Source organism: Chromobacterium sp. Panama (assembly GCF_003052555.1).
Taxonomy (GTDB): Bacteria; Pseudomonadota; Gammaproteobacteria; order Burkholderiales; family Chromobacteriaceae; genus Chromobacterium.
Window position 1 is genome coordinate 4,187,159 of record NZ_QARX01000001.1, and the last position, 16,965, is coordinate 4,204,123.

Annotated in this window: 12 protein-coding genes and 1 pseudogene; 3 read left to right on the top strand and 10 right to left on the bottom strand. The window is 67.3% G+C overall.

The genetic code is table 11. The annotated features are described in order from the left end of the window. The 8 genes and pseudogenes from DB032_RS24220 to invF all read right to left on the bottom strand — a co-directional run. Positions 1-286, bottom strand: a pseudogene (locus DB032_RS24220) (hypothetical protein); the annotation flags it as partial. Beyond that, positions 283-735 (bottom strand): hypothetical protein, encoded by a 453-nt coding sequence (locus DB032_RS18925; RefSeq protein ID WP_019103510.1) that lies wholly within the window; start codon positions 733-735, stop codon positions 283-285. The gene DB032_RS18925 and the pseudogene DB032_RS24220, both read right to left, overlap by 4 nt. Next, positions 719-2,008: a type III secretion system ATPase SctN gene (gene sctN, locus DB032_RS18930; RefSeq protein WP_107800827.1), complete on the bottom strand. Its 1,290-nt coding sequence runs from the start codon at positions 2,006-2,008 to the stop codon at positions 719-721. Before sctN ends, DB032_RS18925 begins: the two co-directional genes overlap by 17 nt. Further along, complete coding sequence (gene spaK, locus DB032_RS18935; protein WP_107800828.1) at positions 2,005-2,412, bottom strand: SPI-1 type III secretion system chaperone SpaK; 408 nt, start codon at positions 2,410-2,412, stop codon at positions 2,005-2,007. The genes sctN and spaK overlap by 4 nt, the downstream gene beginning before the upstream one ends. A gap of 15 nt (positions 2,413-2,427) precedes the next feature. Further along, positions 2,428-4,488: an EscV/YscV/HrcV family type III secretion system export apparatus protein gene (locus DB032_RS18940; protein WP_107800829.1), complete on the bottom strand. Its 2,061-nt coding sequence runs from the start codon at positions 4,486-4,488 to the stop codon at positions 2,428-2,430. Between the two features lie 106 nt (positions 4,489-4,594). After that, positions 4,595-5,725, bottom strand: coding sequence for a YopN/LcrE/InvE/MxiC type III secretion system gatekeeper (locus tag DB032_RS18945; protein ID WP_304529389.1), 1,131 nt, complete (start codon positions 5,723-5,725; stop codon positions 4,595-4,597). Beyond that, entirely contained in the window at positions 5,715-7,451 is a 1,737-nt protein-coding gene (sctC, locus tag DB032_RS18950; RefSeq protein ID WP_107800830.1) for a type III secretion system outer membrane ring subunit SctC, read from the bottom strand. The genes DB032_RS18945 and sctC overlap by 11 nt, the downstream gene beginning before the upstream one ends. Continuing rightward, positions 7,448-8,227 carry an AraC family transcriptional regulator InvF gene (gene invF / locus DB032_RS18955; RefSeq protein ID WP_107800831.1) on the bottom strand — a complete coding sequence of 260 codons (780 nt, stop codon included), beginning with the start codon at positions 8,225-8,227 and terminating at the stop codon, positions 7,448-7,450. The genes sctC and invF overlap by 4 nt, the downstream gene beginning before the upstream one ends. A gap of 407 nt (positions 8,228-8,634) precedes the next feature. Between invF and DB032_RS18960 the strand changes: the two genes are divergently transcribed. From DB032_RS18960 to DB032_RS18970, 3 genes are all read left to right on the top strand, one after another. Further along, entirely contained in the window at positions 8,635-11,085 is a 2,451-nt protein-coding gene (locus tag DB032_RS18960; protein ID WP_107800832.1) for a hypothetical protein, read from the top strand. Between the two features lie 9 nt (positions 11,086-11,094). Then, entirely contained in the window at positions 11,095-12,972 is a 1,878-nt protein-coding gene (locus DB032_RS18965; RefSeq protein ID WP_107800833.1) for a GMC family oxidoreductase, read from the top strand. 139 nt (positions 12,973-13,111) lie between these two features. Then, positions 13,112-15,748, top strand: a complete 2,637-nt coding sequence (locus DB032_RS18970; protein ID WP_107800834.1) for a hypothetical protein — start codon at positions 13,112-13,114, stop codon at positions 15,746-15,748. A gap of 169 nt (positions 15,749-15,917) precedes the next feature. Here the strand turns inward: DB032_RS18970 and DB032_RS18975 are convergent, their stop codons facing one another. Further along, a complete protein-coding gene (locus tag DB032_RS18975; protein ID WP_107800835.1) occupies positions 15,918-16,322 on the bottom strand; it encodes a hypothetical protein in 405 nt (134 codons plus the stop codon). Between the two features lie 25 nt (positions 16,323-16,347). After that, positions 16,348-16,728, bottom strand: coding sequence for a hypothetical protein (locus DB032_RS18980; RefSeq protein WP_146176729.1), 381 nt, complete (start codon positions 16,726-16,728; stop codon positions 16,348-16,350). Positions 16,729-16,965: the final 237 nt, after the last annotated feature.

Below are 16,965 nucleotides of genomic sequence, written 5' to 3' on the forward strand. Positions count from 1 at the left end.
TCCGGCCGCGCTTGCCCGGCGCGGACAGCGCGGCTTCCGCCGCATGGCGGCCGCCGGCGCTCAGCCGCGCCGCGTTCCAGTGCGGCGGCAGCGGCGGCTGCCACAGCGCCCCGGCCGGCAGGCGGGAGCGGTCCCGCTCGCGCTCGTCGGCCTCGTCCTCGCCGTCGCGGTCCGGATCGGCGGCGTCCTGCCGCTGTCTTTGGGCTTCGCGGGCAAAGGCTTCGGCGGCGCCGTCGGCTTCGGCCGCCGGCCGGGCGTCCATGCTCGGCGCGGGAATAGGCGTCATCGCTTCCATATCGTCCTCTCTTCCTGCTCGGCCTCGTCCAGCCGCAAGCGCCGCATGCGTTCCTGACGGCGCTGCAGCTTGGCCCAGCGTTGATACTTGTCTTCCTTGCGCAGCCATTGCCGACGCAAGACCTGTTGTTCCTCGCGCCGGCCGGCCAGGCCCTGGCGCTGTTCTTCTAGCTGTCCGCTTTGCAGGTCCAGGTTCTGCAACTGGCGTCGCAGCACCGCCTGCTTGCGCTGCAGCGCGAACAGTTGGCCGCGGCTCATCGCCCCGGCCGGCCGTTGCGCCAGCAGCAATTGGCGCAGGCCCTGGCCCTGCGAGGCCAACGCCTCTTGCTCCGCCGCCAGCGCGCCGTCCTGGCGCGCCAGCTGAGCCAGCTCGGCCTCGCAACGCGATTGCGCCGCCTGACAACGGCGCAGCAGCGCGCCCAGCTTAGGCAACAAGCTCATGCAGGCTGCGCAGGGTGTCGGCGAAACCCGCGCCCTCGTCCACCGGTTGGCGCAGCCAGCGGCACAGCGCCTCGCGCGCGTTCATCGCCCGGTCGTTGTCGGGGTTCTCGCCGGGGCGGTATTCGCCCAGGTCGATGAAGACTTGCAACTCTTCCAGCCGCGCCATCAAGGCGCGCAGCGCCGAGGCCGCCTGCAGATGGCCGCCGTCGCAGACCTGCCCCGCCACGCGGCTGGCGCTCTTGAGCACGTCGATGGCCGGGTAATGGCCCTGACCGGCCAGCTTGCGGCTCAGATAGATGTGGCCGTCCAGGATGGAGCGGATCTCGTCCGCCATCGGGTCCGGCTCGTCGTCGCTCTCCAGCAGCACGGTGTAGAAGGCGGTAATACTGCCGCCGCGGGTGGCGCCGGGGCGCTCCAGCAGCCGCGGCAGGCTGTCGAACACCGAGGCCGGGTAGCCGCGCCGCGCCGGCGGTTCGCCGGCGGCCAGCGCCACGTCGCGCAGCGCGCGGGCATAGCGGGTCATGGAGTCGACGAAGAGCACCACTTTCTTGCCCTGGTCGCGGAAGTACTCGGCCACCGTGGTGGCCAGCAGCGCCGCGTTGCAGCGGTCCACCGAGGAGAAGTCCGAGGTGGCGAACACCAGCGCGCAGCGCTCGCGCTTGGGCGAGGCGCGCAGCGATTCGGCGAATTCGGTCACTTCGCGGCCGCGCTCGCCGATCAGGCCGATAACGAAGACGTCGGCGTCGCTCTGCTCGATCAGCATGTGCATCAGCACGGTCTTGCCGCAGCCGGCGGAGGCGAAGATGCCGACGCGCTGACCGACGCCGCAGGTCAGCAAGCCGTCGATGGCGCGCACGCCGGTGGCCAGCGGCTCGCGTATGCCCACGCGCCGCGAGTACGGCGGCGGATCCGCGTCGATGCCGCGCTCCTCGCCGCCGACGCCGGCCTCGGGCGCGAAGCGCTCGACGATGTGGCCGGTGGGGTCCAGCACCGCGCCCAGCGCCGACTCGCCTATCCAGGCCGCCAAGGCGCGGCCGGTGGGTTGCAGCACCGCCTCGCGCGACAGGCCGCGCGCGTTGCCGATCAGGCTGAGCACAGCGCGCGGGCCTTGAAAGCCCACCACCTGGGCGCGGGCCACCACCTCGCGGTCCTGCCAGCTGCGGCGGATGTCGCACAGCTCGCCTATCGCCACCTCGGGCAGCGCGGCTTCCAGAATGGGGCCGGACAGGCGTTGCGGATACGCCAGCCGGCGCAGCAGGCGCGGCGCTTTCATCGCAGCAGCGACTCGCTGAAGCGTTCCAGCGCGTCGAAGAAGCCGTTCAAGGCCTCGGAGAAGCGCTTGCCGTCGGCCAGATAATCCGGGTGGGCCATCGCCTTCAGCTCCAGATAGCCGTCGTTGGCGGCCAGTTGCAGCTGGCCGCCGCGGGCGAAGTGGCAGCCCTGCATCAGGTCCTGCAGCAATTGGCCGGCGCGCTGGGCCAGCACCGCCTCGTTGTGCTCGCCCAGCCGCGACCACAGCCACACCTCGCCGTCCTGGGCGCTGACGTGGATGCTGGGCAGATCGTGCAGATCCAGCGCAATGGTGGAATGGCTGTCCAGCTCGCCCAGCAGGGCGGGATCGCAGCCGCTCTCTTCCAAGGCGGAGCGGACCAGTTGGGCGATATCCATGGCGAACATAGGCGGAATCCTTTTTTAAATGGTTTTGATCACGTTCACCGACACGCTGTCGGCGATTTCGCCGAAGGACACCACTTCCAGGTCGCGGAAGCGGGTTTCGACCAGTTTCTTGATGAAGCGCCGCACGTCCACCGAGGCCAGCAGCACCAGGTCCTTGTGCGCGATGCCCATGCCGTCCAGACCGAGCGCGAACAGGTCCATCAGCTCGTCCGAAGCCGCCGGCTCCAGGTTGAGGAAGGCGCCGGCCGAGGTCTGGCGTATGCCCTTGCGCACCATGTCCTCCACCTCGGCGGACATCATCACCGCGCGCAGTTCGCCGCCGCTGGCGAACTTGTGGCAGATGTAGCGCGCCAGCGCGCCGCGCACATGCTCGACCAGATTGATCACGTCTTTCTCGCGCGGTGCCCACAGCGCCAGCGCCTCCATGATCAGCTTCATATTGCGCACCGAGATGCGCTCGGCCAGCAGCCGTTGCAGCACTTCGGCGATGCGCTGCACCGTGGCGTGGCGCAGCACTTCCTTGAGCAGGTCCGGGTATTTGGCCTCCAGCTGATCCAGCATGTGCTTGGTTTCCTGGACGCCGAAGTATTCGTTGACGTGGCGCGCCAGCAGCGCGGCCAGGCAGTGATAGAGCTCGTCCAGCGCCGGGCGCAGCTGGTAGCCCAGTTTGGCCAGCTTGTCGCCGTCGGCCGGGCGCACCCAGGCGCACTGGCTGGCGCCCTGGGCGCTGAACACCGGCTGCACCAGCGCGGCGGCCTCGTCCGAATAATTGATCACCCGCAGCAGATCGAAATGCAGTTCGAACTCGTCGGCGCGGATTTCGTTGATCAGCACCGCCACCCGGTTGTCCGGCAGGCCTTCGCCGTCGCGCAGCAGCATGTCCGGCAGCCTCACCCCGTAGTCGATGAAGAACTGGCTGCGCAAGCGCTCGGCCAGCTGCGCCTGCTCCAGCGCGGCGCGGCGCGCCTTGGGCACCAGCAGGATCAGCGGCACGGTTTCCGCCGCCACCTTGTCCAGATTGCCGATCAGGCCCAGGGAGCTGTCCTTGCCGCTCGCCGGCGCCCCGCCGGCCGCGGCCGCCGCCGGAGACTGGGCCGCGCCCGGCGCGCCTTTGCCGGCCATGCGGCGCTTGTAATAGAACAGGCCGCCCAGCGCCGCGGCCAGGATCAGGAACACGATCAGCGGGAAGCCGGGCAGCATGCCCACCGCCAAAGCCAGCACCGCGGTCACCACCAGCACGAACGGGTTGCCCAGCAACTGGCTCATGATGTTGCGGCCCATATTGTCGCTGTCGCCGTTGACGCGGGTGACGATGAAGCCGGCGCTGATGGCGATCAGCAGCGCGGGGATCTGCGCCACCAGGCCGTCGCCGATGGTGAGCATGGTGTAGGTGGACAGCGCGGTGGACAGGTCCATGCCGTGCTGAGTCATGCCCACGGCGATGCCGCCGATGAAGTTGACGAAGATGATGATGATGCCGGCGATGGCGTCGCCCTTGATGAACTTCATCGCGCCGTCGAAGGAGCCGTAAAGCTGGCTTTCGCGCTCCAGCACGCTGCGGCGTTCGCGCGCGCCGTCGGCGTCCACGATGCCGGCCTTGAGGTCGGCGTCGATGCTCATCTGCTTGCCGGGCATGCCGTCCAGCGAGAAGCGCGCCGCCACCTCGGCCACCCGCTCCGAGCCCTTGGTGATGACGATGAACTGCACCACGGTGACGATGGAGAACACCACGAAGCCCACCGCCAGGCTGTCGCCGATCACGAACTGGCCGAAGGTGTTGATGATCTCGCCCGCGTCCGCCTCGATCAGGATCAGGCGGCTGGTGCTGATGGACAGCGCCAGCCGGAACAGGGTGGTGATCAGCAGCACCGAGGGAAAGGTGGAAAAGCTGAGGATGCGGTCGATGTAGAAGGAGCCCATGAACACCAGCACGGCGATCACGATGTTGAGGCCGATCAGGAAGTCCACCAGATAGGTGGGCAGCGGGATGATCAGCATCGCGATGATCATCACCATCAACAGCAGGATCAGCAATTCCGGCCGCGAGCGCGCGCCGTTGAGCAGGGAATTAAACACCGTTAGTCATCCAAAGCGATTCGATATTGGCGACGGGCCGCGGCCCGCCGGGAAAAACAGCCAGGCAAGACGGGACGTGTCCCCCGCCTTGCCTGGCGGCTCTCGTTTACTCCGCGCCGCCCTCGGCCTCGCGCCGGCGTTCGGCCAGCTCGTGGCGATAAGCGATGGCGGCCAGATGGCGGAATTCCTCTTGCAAGGCGTCCAGCCAGCGTTCGTCGACGAACAACTGCGGCGGCAGCGCCTTGCAAGCCTGGTACAGCGCCTGCAGCAAGGTGGAATGCTCGCTGTGGCGGCTGAGCAAGGCGGTGTCGCCCACCGTCTCCGCCAACAGGCCGTCCAGCTGCTGCGGCTGTTGCAGCAACGACAGCAGGAACAACAACCAGTCCGCCTCGCTGGGATTGAAGGCGCATACCTGCGGATTGCCCAACATGCGGCCGACGAAGAGCGCGTCGGCGGAGCGCAGCAGCTTGAGCTGGCTCAGCCGGCCCAGAAGGTTGCCGAACTCCAGCCGCGAACAGCTGGCGTCCAGCGAATCGATGTCGGCCAGCAGCGCGCCTTCGATGAAATCCAACACCACCGCCCGGCGTTGGTAGCCGTAGCTGCCCACCCAGTCGGCGTAAATCTCCACTTCCGCCGTCTCGCTCTCCAGAAACTGGCGGTAGCTGGCGCGCAGCAGGCCGGGGCTCAGCGACAGCGCCTTGCCGAACAGCCTCGCCTTCAGCGCGCAATTGATGCCGGCCTTCAAAGGCTTGGCCTCGGCTTGCTCCTCCACCTGCTTGAGCAGGGCCTGCAGGCGTTTGCGCACCACCTCGTCCAGCTGACGGCGACGCAGCAGTTCGCGCAGCACCAGCACCAGATCGCTGTCGTCCGGGAACAAGGAACGCGCCTGGCGCAGCAAGTCCTCGGCGCTGATCCCGTGGGACTTGGCCACGTTCACGATCTGCTGCGCCTTGGGCTGGGCTTCCTCGTCCAGCACTCGTTCGAAACTGTCGGCCAGATGGCCCAGCTTCTTGTCGTAATCGCGGCGGTTGCGGAACTGGGTCAGCGCCGCCGACATTTCATCGGTGGACTGGACGAAGCGCTGCACCTCGGCCGCCGGGCTGGCGTCCTCCACCTGCTGCGCGTCCGCCTGCCGGGCCTCGCCCTGGCGCTGGGCGTCGCGCTGGGCGTCCAGCTTGCCCTGGTGCTTGGGCGAGCGGACGCCGAAGACCGGCGGCGGACGGCCGCTAATGTCCACGCGTCGCGCCCTTGGCCGCGCCCTCGGCGCGCTGTTCGCGGTCCAGATAATCCCGCACCCATTGCTGCAGCGGATCGCTGGAGATGCCGCCCTCCTTGGCCACCGCCGCCGACAGATCGCTGGCGTCCGGCGTCAGCGGGTCGTCGATCTCGCGCGGCTGAATCAGGAACACGCGCACGGTATTGCTCTGGTTCTGGCTGCGGTAGCGGAACAGGCCGCCCACCAGCGGCAAGCTGCCCAAGAACGGCACCTTGTTGTTCTGTTCGATATTGGCGTCGCGGGTGTAACCGCCTATCAGCAAGCTCTTCCCCTGCGGCACCCGCGCCACGGTGCTGATGCGGGTGCGGCCCACCTCGGGCAAGGCGTCCTGCGGGTCCTTGTCGTAATCCGGCGTCTTGGCCTCGCGGCCGTCCTCGATGTTCAGCGACATCTCGATCTGGCCGTCGGCGGAGAAGCGCGGCAGCACGCTGACCAGGGTGCCGTAGGTCACGTGTTGCAGGCTGGAATTGCGTTCGCCCACCAGCTTGGCGTAGAAGGTGCGGCTGTTGTCGAAGATGGCCGGCACGTTTTCCTGGGTCAGCACCACCGGGCGCGACACCACATTCGCCTTTTTCTTCTGCGACAAGGCCATCACTGAGGCGATGAAGCGGGTGCCGTCCAGGGTGCTGAGGGAGGAGGACTGGTTCAGCGTCACGCCCAGCTTGTTGCCCACGGTGGCGCTGCCACTCCAGTTGACGCCCAATTGATCCAGATCGCCCTTGTCCAGATCGATGATCCACAGCGACAGCTCCACATGGCGCTTGGCCACGTCCAGCGCCAGCGCCAGGTTTTCGATGAAGCGCACCTGTTCGGTGGTGCCCTTGATCAGCAGGCTGTTGGTGTCCGGATAGGCGATCACCTTGATGTCGCCGGCCGCCGCGCCCTGCTTCAGCGCGTCGGGCAGGCTGAGGCCGGCCTGGTAGGCCGGCGCCTTGAGCTCCCCGCCGGCGGGGAAGTCCGGCATCGCCGGAATGTCGCTGCCCCGCGCCGGCGGCCGCGCCGGATTGGCGGCGGTCTGCAAGGGCTTGTCCTCGCCCTGCAACAGCTTCTCTATCACCGTGGCCATGCCGGGGATGACGATTTTCTGGTCGCGCAACTCATAGCTGCGGTCGCTGACGAAGGTGTTGTTGAGCCGCACCACGCCGATCTTCTGCCGACCCAGCTCGATGCCGTCGCTCTGCTTGTCCATGAAGCCGGCGGCGTTGACCACCAGATCCACGAAGACCGGCGGCCCGGACACGTAGAAAGTGCCGCTGCGGTTGTCTCCGCGCAGCGGATAGCGCTTGTCGTAGAGGCCGGACTTGCGCAGGAAGTCGTTGAAGGCGGAGAGCGAGACATTGCGCAGCGACACCACCGCGTTGCGGGTTTCGCTGGCGTCGTAGACGTAGATGGCCTGGCCGTCGTGATACCAGATCAGGCCCAGCTGCTGGGTCATCTTGTCCAGCAGCGCCTGCGGATTGGCCAGGTCGAAATCGCCGCTGATCTGCTTGCGCGCCGCCTGCTTGCTGACGATCACCGGCTTTTTCAGCCGCGAGGAAATCGCGTCGAAGAAAGAACGCAGGCCCTCCTTCTTGGCGACGTAGCCGGCGGAGTCGGCGGCGCGCGCCGGTTCCGGCGCGGCGGCGGCCGGCAGGGCCGCGAGCAGCGTCGCGGCCAGCAGCGCGGCGGATAAAAAGCTTCGATTCATTTGGTGGCCAGTTGAATGATATTGGACAGACCGCGCGGCGACACGCCGATCAGTCCTTTGATTTCGTTGGAAAAATGCGACGACGAGGCGTAGCCGTGCTTGAGCGCCACCTGGGTCAGGTTTTCCCGTCCCTCCGCCACGTCCAGCAGCGAGCGAGCCATGCGCCAGTCGCGCAGCTCGGTCTTGGCCGCGTTGCCCAAGGCGTGGCGGCACAAGCGGCGGAAGTGGGAGTAGGACACGCCGTAGCGTTCGCCCAGCGCCTGCAGCTTGTCGCCGCAGGTGGACTGGGCCAGCAGGAAGCGCACCAGCCAATAGCTCTCGCTGCGGCGCAATAGCGACAGCAGCGCGGCGAAGGCCGGCGACGGCGTCAACACTTGGAGCAAGAACCAGTATTCGCAGCGCTTGCGGTCCTGCCAGGCGCTCAGATCGGCCAGCGGCAATTGCGCGCAACGCGCCTCGCCAGCCGGCGCGTCCGCGTCGCGGGCCTCGTCGGTCTTGGCTTCGTCGACAAAAGCCAGCAGCTTGCTCAAGGGCTCCAGCCGAACCGGCTGGAAGGCCAGCGCGCCGGCGGCCACGCTCACATCCACGCGGTCCAGCAGCAGCAGGCCCTGCCAATCCGCCGCCAGGGTCAGCGTTTCCGCGCCCTCTTCCCAGCTCAATTCCAGCCGCGCCTCTTCCCGGCGCGGCGGCAGCAGCCAGACGTCCTGGGCCGGCGCGCAGCGCTTGGCGGCGGCCTCCAAAGTCTCCAGCGGGAGCAACACATCGTTATCGGTCATCGGTCAAACGCCCTGCCGGGCTCGTGCTTGGACCGGGAAAGTGTCCCCCAGCGCCGCGGGCGAATCCTGATGCAAATCTGATGGGATCCCGAGTTTTCGCTCCAGCGCCCGCCAGATAGAAAGAACAGGCCCGCCGCGACGGCCCTCGCGCGGCGCAGGCCGCAGCGAGCGCGCAGGCGCGCCCCGCTTGAGCCGGGATCAGCGCCGCGATTATCCCTTTCCCCGCCGCGGGCAACTTTCAACTATCGACCATGGCGCCGGCTTTTCGCCATCCGTAAGAACGCTCAGCAAAACTACGCGGGCGCGGGCGCGCCGCCGCCGTGCTATAGGCAGAGATAGGCCCGACATGCCAAATAAATGATCGAACCAAAATCAAAAACCGCCGTGCTGCCGATGGAGAGAATGCGATGGCCCAGTTGACCCCAACCCTGCGCCGGGGAGCGGCGTTGCTCTTGCTGTTGAGCCTGGCCGGCTGCCGGGACGGCGAGCCCAAGCCCGGCACCGTGCTGGACGAAGCCAAGCAGGCCCAACGCACGGTGGAATCCTTCCCCGCCGCCGACGAGGACTACTTCAAGGACATGGACAGCGCGGTGGCGCTGGACGCCGCCGAAGTCAAAGGCCGCAACACCTGGCTGGTGTGGACCGGCGGCAACGACAGGCTGTGGGATAAGCTCGCCACCGTCAGCGTGGGCAATCTGGACCTGCTCAAGACCCTGTCCTCCCACCCCGGCCTCAAGTTCAGCCGCGACAACCGCTGGAACTATCTGGGCCTGGTCAACGAGCCCTGTTTCGACAAGGCGGGCGGCCCGGACGACAAGCGCTTCGGCCTGTGGCTGGACCAACGCCGCGCCGATTGCCCGAAAGACCCGTTCGAGAACGAGCAGAAATATCCGGGCGTGGCCATAGGCGCGCGCGGCAAGAACCTGCCCGCCGGCTCCTTCTACGGCTACGCCACCGGCGTGGTGGGCCTGCGCCTGTTCCCCAACCCGGCCTTCGACGAAGCCGCGGCCAAGAAATGGGACGCCAAGCGCTATTACGAAGACCCGACGTATTACAACGACAAGGACCTGATCCGCCCCTACCGCGTGGGCATGTCCTGTGCGTTCTGCCACGTCGGCCCCAATCCGGTGAAACCGCCGGCGGACCCGGAACATCCGAAGTGGGAAAACCTGAGCTCCAACGTCGGCGCCCAGTATTTCTGGGTGGACCGCATCTTCTCCTGGCAGGCCGACCCCAGCAGCTTCCCCTTCCAGCTGTTCCACACCTCGCGCCCCGGCGCGCTGGACACCTCGCTGATCTCCACCGACTCCATCAACAACCCGCGCACCATGAACGCGGTGTACGGCCTGGGGCCGCGGCTGGACATCGCCAAGCGCTGGGGCAAGGAAACCCTGGCCGGCGGCGGGCTCAACAACAAGCAGTTCAACGACTTCGTCAAAGACGGCCCGCTGACCCAGTTCTTCCAGCCGCCCAAGACCGTATGGACGCCGCGGGTGCTGAAAGACGGCTCGGACTCGGTGGGCGCGCTGGGCGCGCTGAACCGCGTGTATCTGAACATCGGCCTGTTCAGCGAGGAATGGCTGCTGCATTTCAACCCGCTGGTGGGCGGCAAGACCATCACCCCGATCCAGATCGCGGACGCGCGCAAGAACTCGGTGTACTGGCAATCCACCGAGCAGCAGACCGTGAACATGGCGCTGTTCTTCCTGAAGAGCACGGACCCGCACAAGCTGAAGGACGCCCCCGGCGGCGAGCAATACCTGAGCCGCGACGCCGCCCAACTCAGCCGCGGCAAGGTGGTGTTCGCGGAAAACTGCGCGCGCTGCCACTCCAGCAAGCTGCCGCCCAAAGTGCCGCCGCTCGACCCCACCGCCGGCTGCGCCGGCCCGGACTACCTGGGCTGCTTCAACAAATACTGGGACTGGACCAAGACCGAGGACTTCAAATCGCAGATGCGCCAGATCGTCCAGGCCGACGACTTCCTGAAGGACAACTACCTGTCCACCGAGCTGCGGGTGCCGGTAACCCTGCTGCAGACCAATGCCTGCAGCCCGCTGGCCACCAATGCACTCAAGGGCAATATCTGGGACAACTTCTCGTCCAAAACCTATAAAGACCTGCCCTCGGTCGGCGAGATCACCGTGCACAACCCCTTCACCGGCGCGCCCTCGCAATACAAGATGCCGGCCGGCGGCCGCGGCTACACCCGTCCCGCCTCCTTGATCAGCGTCTGGTCCACCGCGCCCTTCCTGCTCAACAACAGCCTGGGCAAATTCAACCCCAGCCCGTCGGTGGCCGCGCGCATGGAGTCCTTCAACGACTCCATCCAGAAACTGCTGTGGCCGGAAAAACGCGAGAAGGACACGATGCTGGGCGCCAAAATCCCCGGCCTGATAGACCGCACCACCGCCCGCAGCTATCTGCGCGTGCCCACCGGCTACCTGCCGGACGCGCTGCAAGAACTGCAAGGCCCGCTGCAACGCTATCTGCCCTGGCTGTTCGGCAAGGACGGCGTGGAACTGGGCCCGATTCCGGCCGGCACCCCGGTCAATCTGATCTCCAACCTGCAGGTGACGCTGGACAACCCCTCGCTGGGCGAACGGCTCAAGCACGACAAGAAGCTGCTGGACCTGCTGCTCAAGATCAAGCACGACCTCAAGGCGCTGCCGCCGGGCGCCAGCGACGAAGAGGCGCGCAAGGTGTTCGCCAACCTGGCGCAGCCGATGCTTGAGCTGAGCACCTGCCCGGACTTCGAGGTCAATCGCGGCCATTACTTCGGCACCGGCTACCAAAGCAAGGAACCCGGCCTCAGCGACAGCGACAAGTACGCGCTGATCGAATTCCTGAAAACCTTCTAAAGGCGCTCCATGGACGAATACGAATACATCGTGGTGGGTTCCGGCGCCGGCGGCGGCACGCTGGCGGCGCGGCTGGCCGAGGCCGGGCACCGGGTCATGCTGCTGGAGGCCGGCGGCGACCCGCGCGCGCTCAAGGGCGGCGACGCCTGGCAGCCCCAGGCGGAACGGCTGCCCGACGATTACGATGTGCCGGTGTTCCACGCGCTGGCCTCGGAAAACGAAGCAATGAAGCTGGACTACTTCGTCCGCCACTACGCCGACGACGCCCAGCAAAAGCGCGACCCCAAATACCGCGCGCAATGGAACGGCCAGAACGTGGACGGCGTGCTCTATCCGCGCGCCGGCGCGCTGGGCGGCTGCACCGCCCACAACGCCATGATCACCGTCTACCCGCACAACGCGGACTGGGACGGCATCGCCCAGCTCACCGGCGACCCCAGCTGGCGCGCGGACCACATGCGCGGCTATTTCGAACGGCTGGAGAACTGCCACCACCGCCCGCTCTACCGCTGGCTGGGCCTGCTCGGCGTCAACCCCACCCGCCACGGCTGGCGCGGCTGGCTGCAAACCGAGAAGGCGATCCCGGAATCCGCGCTGGGCGACGCCGGCCTGGTGGACACCCTGCTGGTGTCGGTGGACAAGGTCTTCCAGGAGGTGGACGTGCCGCACCGCAGCTGGCGCTGGCTGCTGCAAGGCCAGGCCGATCCCAACGACTGGCGGCTGGTGCGCGACAACGCCGTCGGCGTCTGCTACCCGCCGCTGGCCACCCGCAATCATCAACGCAACGGCAGCCGCGAACGGGTGCTGGACGCGGCGGCCCGCCACCCGGACCGGCTGCGCGTCGAGCTGGACGCGCTGGCCACCCGGGTGCTGTTCGACGAAGGGCAGCGCGCGGTCGGCGTGGAATACCTGAAGGGCGCCGGCCTTTACCGCGCCAGCGGCCGGGTCAGCGACGCCGCCGGCGAGCGCCGCGAAGTCCGCTGCAGCCGCGAAGTCATCCTGGCCGGCGGCGCCTTCAACAGCCCTCAGCTGCTGATGCTGTCCGGCATCGGTCCGGCCGCCCATTTGCAAGAGCACGGCATCGCGCCGCGGGTGGACCTGCCCGGCGTCGGCCAGAACCTGCAGGACCGCTACGAAGTGGGCGTGGTCAACCGGATGAACTTCAAGCACTGGGAAGTGCTGAAAGACGCGGAATTCGCGCCCGGCGACCCGCAATACAAGCAATGGGCGGAAGGCCGCAAGGGCGTTTACACCACCAATGGCGCGGTGCTGGCGGTGATCCGCCGCTCGGCGCAGGAACGGCCGCTGCCGGACCTGTTCTGCTTCGCGCTGCTGGGCCTGTTCAAAGGCTATTTCCCCGGCTACTCGCGCCTGTTCCCCGAACACCTGAACTACCTGACCTGGGCCATTCTCAAGGCGCACACCAATAACCGCGCCGGCACGGTGAAGCTGCGCTCCGCCGACCCGCGCGACCCGCCGGACATCAACTTCCACTACTTCGAGGAAGGCAGCGCCGGCGACGATCAGGATCTGGACTCGGTGGTGGAAGGCATCAAGTTCGTGCGCAGCCTGACCGCCGATCTGAAAAAGCAGAACCTGATCGCGGAGGAGGAACTGCCCGGCGAGGCGCTGCAAAGCGATGACGAACTGCGTCAGTTCGTCCGCGACAACGCCTGGGGCCACCATGCCTCCTGCAGCTGCGCGATCGGCGCGCGCGAAGCCGGCGGCGTGCTGGACAGCCGCTTCCGCGTCCACGGCGTCAGCGGCCTGCGCGTGGTGGACGCCTCGGTGTTTCCGCGCATTCCCGGCTTCTTCATCGTCTCCGCGGTCTACATGATCGCGGAGAAGGCGGCGGAGGCGATTTTGGAAGACGCCAAGCGCTCATAAGCGCTGCGGGATGGCGTCCAGGCGCGAACCGGCCTTGCCGAGTGGCCTTTAGGCGTGGAGAGGATAGGGAAGCAAACCCATATCATCTCCCCGCCCCACTCGCGCCGCCGCCTCGACCCATTCCGTCGGAAAGGACCCGATGAGCACCCCGACCCAGCCCTTCTCCCAAGTCCACGCCGACGAACGCGCCGGCCTCGCCGCCGCGCGGGCGGAAGAAGGCGTGGAACGTCCAGGCGGCGGCGAAGCGCCGCAAGCCGGCCTCGCCTTCTCCGGCGGCGGCATCCGCAGCGCCACCTTCAACCTGGGCGTGCTGCAGGCGCTGGCCAGCAGCCGCTGGCTGCGCGAGTTCGACTACCTGTCCACCGTGTCCGGCGGCGGCTACCTCGGCGGCTGGCTGTCCGCGCTCAAGCGCCGCGCCGGCAACGCCGGCATGGAACAGACGCTGCGCGACCATCAGGGCCGCCAGCCGGCCATCCAGTTCCTGCGCGACTACAGCAACTACCTGACGCCCAAGACCGGCCTGTTCAGCCTGGACACCCTGTCCGCCGTCATCACCTACTGGCGCAACTTCATCCTCAACCAGATCGTGCTGCAAAGCCTGCTGCTGGCGCTGCTGCTGGGCCCCCATTTCCTGGTGGGCCTGGCGCGCAGCCTCGCCGCCTGGCCCTACGCGGGCACCGCCGCGCTGGCCGTGGCCGCCGCCTCCGCCGTGCTGTCCGCCCTGCTGGCGCGCGCCACCACCCGCGACGGCAAAACAGCCGCCTCGCCCAATGCCCCGGCCTGCAGCATAGGGTTATTGCTGCTCTTCTGTTACGCGATGGCGGTGTTCACCCTCCAGCAACTGGAAAACCGCGCCGACTTCTGGCACCAGCTGCCGCTGTGGCGGGTGGCCCTGGTCTCCAGCCTAGCCTACGCCGGCTACTGGGCCTTGCTCGCGCGCGGCTTCAGCCAGCTGCGCGGCAACGGCTATCTGCGCAGCGTGCTGTGGGCGCTGCTGGCCGGCCTGGCCGGCGGCGGCAAGCTGTGGCTCTTGCTGCAGGCGCTGGATTACGGCCTGGGCATCCGCGCGCCGCTGGCCCAGGCCTGGTATGTGGTGGCCGGCGCCTTCGCCGTGCTGCCGCCGGTGTTCGCCCTCAGCGCCGCGCTGCACATCGGCCTGGTCAAACGCAGCTTCTCCGATCTGCAGCGCGAATGGTGGTCGCGCCTGGGCGGCCTGCTGCTGGCGCTGGATCTGGCGCTGGTGCTGCTGTTCCTCGTGGTGGCGCTGTCGCTGCCGCTGCTGGCGGTGACTGCCGACTGGCTGCGCGCGCTGACCCTGCCGGCCTGGCTGCTGACCACCTTGGCCGCGGTCTGGCAAGGCCAGTCCGCCAAAACCGGCTGCGGCCAGTCCGCCGGCTGGCGCGACCTGGTCGCCCGCATCGGGCCTTACGTCTTCGTCGCCGGCTTGCTGATCCTGCTCAGCGCCGGCCTCAGCTGGCTGCTGGCGGCGCTGGAGATCCACGCCGACGGCTGGCAGCTGCGCCAGCAGTTGTGCGGCTTTCAGCGCTGCGGCCTCAGCGATTGGACCGCGCTGCATTTCGCCGCCTCGGAACAACAGGGCATGGGCGGCGGGCTGTACGCGGCGCTGATCCTGGCCTTCGTCGGACTGGCCGTGTTCGCCTCCTCCCGCTTCGACATCAATCTGTTCTCGCTGCACAACTTCTACCGCAACCGGCTGACGCGCGGCTATCTGGGTGCCAGCGCGCCGCAACGGGCGGACACGGTCAACCGCTTCACCGGCTTCAACGCCGGCGACGACCTGCCGCTGGCCGAGCTGGCCGGCTCGCCTTCCGGCCCGCCGCAGCGGCCCTACCACCTGATCAACACCGCCCTCAATCTGGTGGCCGGCGACGACCTGGCCTGGCAGCAGCGCAAGGCCGCCTCCTTCACCTTCACCCCGCTGTACTGCGGCTACAAATTTCCCGACAGCGCGCCGGAAGTCATCGACGCCTTCGTGCCCACCCGCGCCTATATGCACGACGACGCCACCGGGGCCGAGCAGGGACCGATGCTAGGCTCGCTGATGGCGGTGTCCGGCGCCGCGGTCAGCCCCAACCAGGGTTATCACAGCTCTCCGGCGGTGACTTTTCTGCTGACGGTGTTCAATGTGCGGCTGGGCCGCTGGTGCCCCAATCCGGGCAAGCCCGGCGCCGCGCTGCAGGCGATGTCCCCGCCGCAGGGCTGGGTCTATCTGTTGAATGAATTGCTGGGCCGGACCAACGCCCGTTCGGACTTCGTCTATCTCAGCGACGGCGGCCACTTCGAAAACCTGGGCCTGTATGAATTGCTGCGGCGGGAATGCCGGCTGATCGTGATCAGCGACGCTGGTCAGGACGAACAAATGACTTTCGAGGACCTGGGCAACGCCATCCGCAAATGCCGGATAGACCTGGGCGCGGAAATCCACATCGACGTGGACGCCATCCGCCGCGATCCGGCCACCGGCCTCAGCCGGTCCGCCTTCGCCGTCGGCTACATCCGCTACGCCTCCGGCGCCAACGGCCACCTGCTCTATCTGAAACCCTGCCTGCAAGGCCAGGGCATGGAGCCGGTGGACGTGCTGCAATACCGCGCCGAACATCCCGCCTTCCCACACCAATCGACGCTCAACCAGTGGTTCGACGAATCCCAGTTCGAGAGTTACCGCAAGCTGGGGTTGTGCATAGGCGGGCAGGCGGTGCGCGAACTGGACCGCAACGGCGCGGGCTGGCTGGCGGCGGACGGCGGCGGCGCGTAAACGGAAGCAAGCCGGGCCTTCCCGAGCCGCCGGACAGCAGCGAGTTGGCGGGTATCGCCTGACGGCTCCACCCACCCTACCCAAACGCGGCTCCAACCGTAGGGTGGGAGGAGCGAAGCGATACCCACGCGGAAACAGATTCGACGCCATAGGCTCGCCGGACCGCCGCTTACGGCGCTTTCCACACGGTGCGTTGGCGTTTGACGGCAACAGAGGCCGGCATCGGCGCGCCCACCAGCGCCTGACGGGCGATGGCCATATTGCTGAAGCCCGCCTGCCGGTAACACAGCCGCGCGCAGGTGTCGCGGTTGGTCCACTCCCCGGACGCCCACATCGCCAGCAAGGCGGCGCGGGCTTGCGCGTGCTCGCCCCGCCATTTCTCCCAAAGGTAAAAACTCAGCAGCGCCTTCTTGATCTCCTGATTGATGGCGTGGGTGTTGGCCTGATAGTCCGGGTGGTCCGGGTGGTCCGGGTGGTCGTTCGCCAGCGCAATCGTCCCGATATGCGCTTCATAGACAATGATCAAGCGCGCTGCGAGCTTCAGCGCGTGGTTGTGCTGGGTCAGCAGCTTCATGAGAGCCAGGTTCTCCTGCCGTCCATCAGAGTAAGCCATTGACGTGCTCCAGGCCACGTTGCAAACGCTGCTGTATCGGCTCCAGCAAGGCCAAGGCTTCTTCGCTGCTGAACAGCAGCGGCTCGTCGCGGCGTTCCAGCAAGGTCACCAAGGCCAGCAGCCCGGTGTGGGCGGCGCGCATGTCCATCACCCCGCTCAGCAGGGCGGTGTCCAGTTCGATGTAGCAATGACTCAGTTGCTGGCCCAACTCGCCCAGCAGCGCCACATCGCCGACGGCGGCGGGCAAACACTGGGAACAAAGGTGCAACTGCTCCATCACCGGCACAGTGGCGGGCGTGGGGTGTTGGCCTGCGCAATGAGGACAGGCAGGCGGCGGCATGGCGGGGGGAAAGGTAGAGAAGGTCATCACGGTCTCCATGTCATCTTTGGAAACCTGCCCAGGCGAGGCTGGGACAGGCACATGACAAGGTTGCAAAACCGGCTCGTTTAACCAATAGACCGGCAGTCCATAGGACTCCCTGCCACGGCCCATCCCGAATGGGTACTGCGTGGCAGCAGACGTAGCAGTGCCAAAGGCGGACGGCTCGTCTGCGGTTAAACGATTTTGGGTTTGCAAGCCCTGCGCTGTGTGATTGAGCACGGC

Excerpts from the sequence above, each read along its gene's own strand:
- DB032_RS18925 (WP_019103510.1), bottom strand. The coding sequence starts at position 735 with ATGAGCTTGTTGCCTAAGCTGGGCGCGCTGCTGCGCCGTTGTCAGGCG.
- sctN (WP_107800827.1), bottom strand. The coding sequence starts at position 2,008 with ATGAAAGCGCCGCGCCTGCTGCGCCGGCTGGCGTATCCGCAACGCCTG.
- spaK (WP_107800828.1), bottom strand. The coding sequence starts at position 2,412 with ATGTTCGCCATGGATATCGCCCAACTGGTCCGCTCCGCCTTGGAAGAG.
- sctC (WP_107800830.1), bottom strand. The coding sequence starts at position 7,451 with ATGAATCGAAGCTTTTTATCCGCCGCGCTGCTGGCCGCGACGCTGCTC.
- invF (WP_107800831.1), bottom strand. The coding sequence starts at position 8,227 with ATGACCGATAACGATGTGTTGCTCCCGCTGGAGACTTTGGAGGCCGCC.
- DB032_RS18960 (WP_107800832.1), top strand. The coding sequence starts at position 8,635 with ATGGCCCAGTTGACCCCAACCCTGCGCCGGGGAGCGGCGTTGCTCTTG.
- DB032_RS18965 (WP_107800833.1), top strand. The coding sequence starts at position 11,095 with ATGGACGAATACGAATACATCGTGGTGGGTTCCGGCGCCGGCGGCGGC.
- DB032_RS18970 (WP_107800834.1), top strand. The coding sequence starts at position 13,112 with ATGAGCACCCCGACCCAGCCCTTCTCCCAAGTCCACGCCGACGAACGC.
- DB032_RS18975 (WP_107800835.1), bottom strand. The coding sequence starts at position 16,322 with ATGAAGCTGCTGACCCAGCACAACCACGCGCTGAAGCTCGCAGCGCGC.
- DB032_RS18980 (WP_146176729.1), bottom strand. The coding sequence starts at position 16,728 with ATGACCTTCTCTACCTTTCCCCCCGCCATGCCGCCGCCTGCCTGTCCT.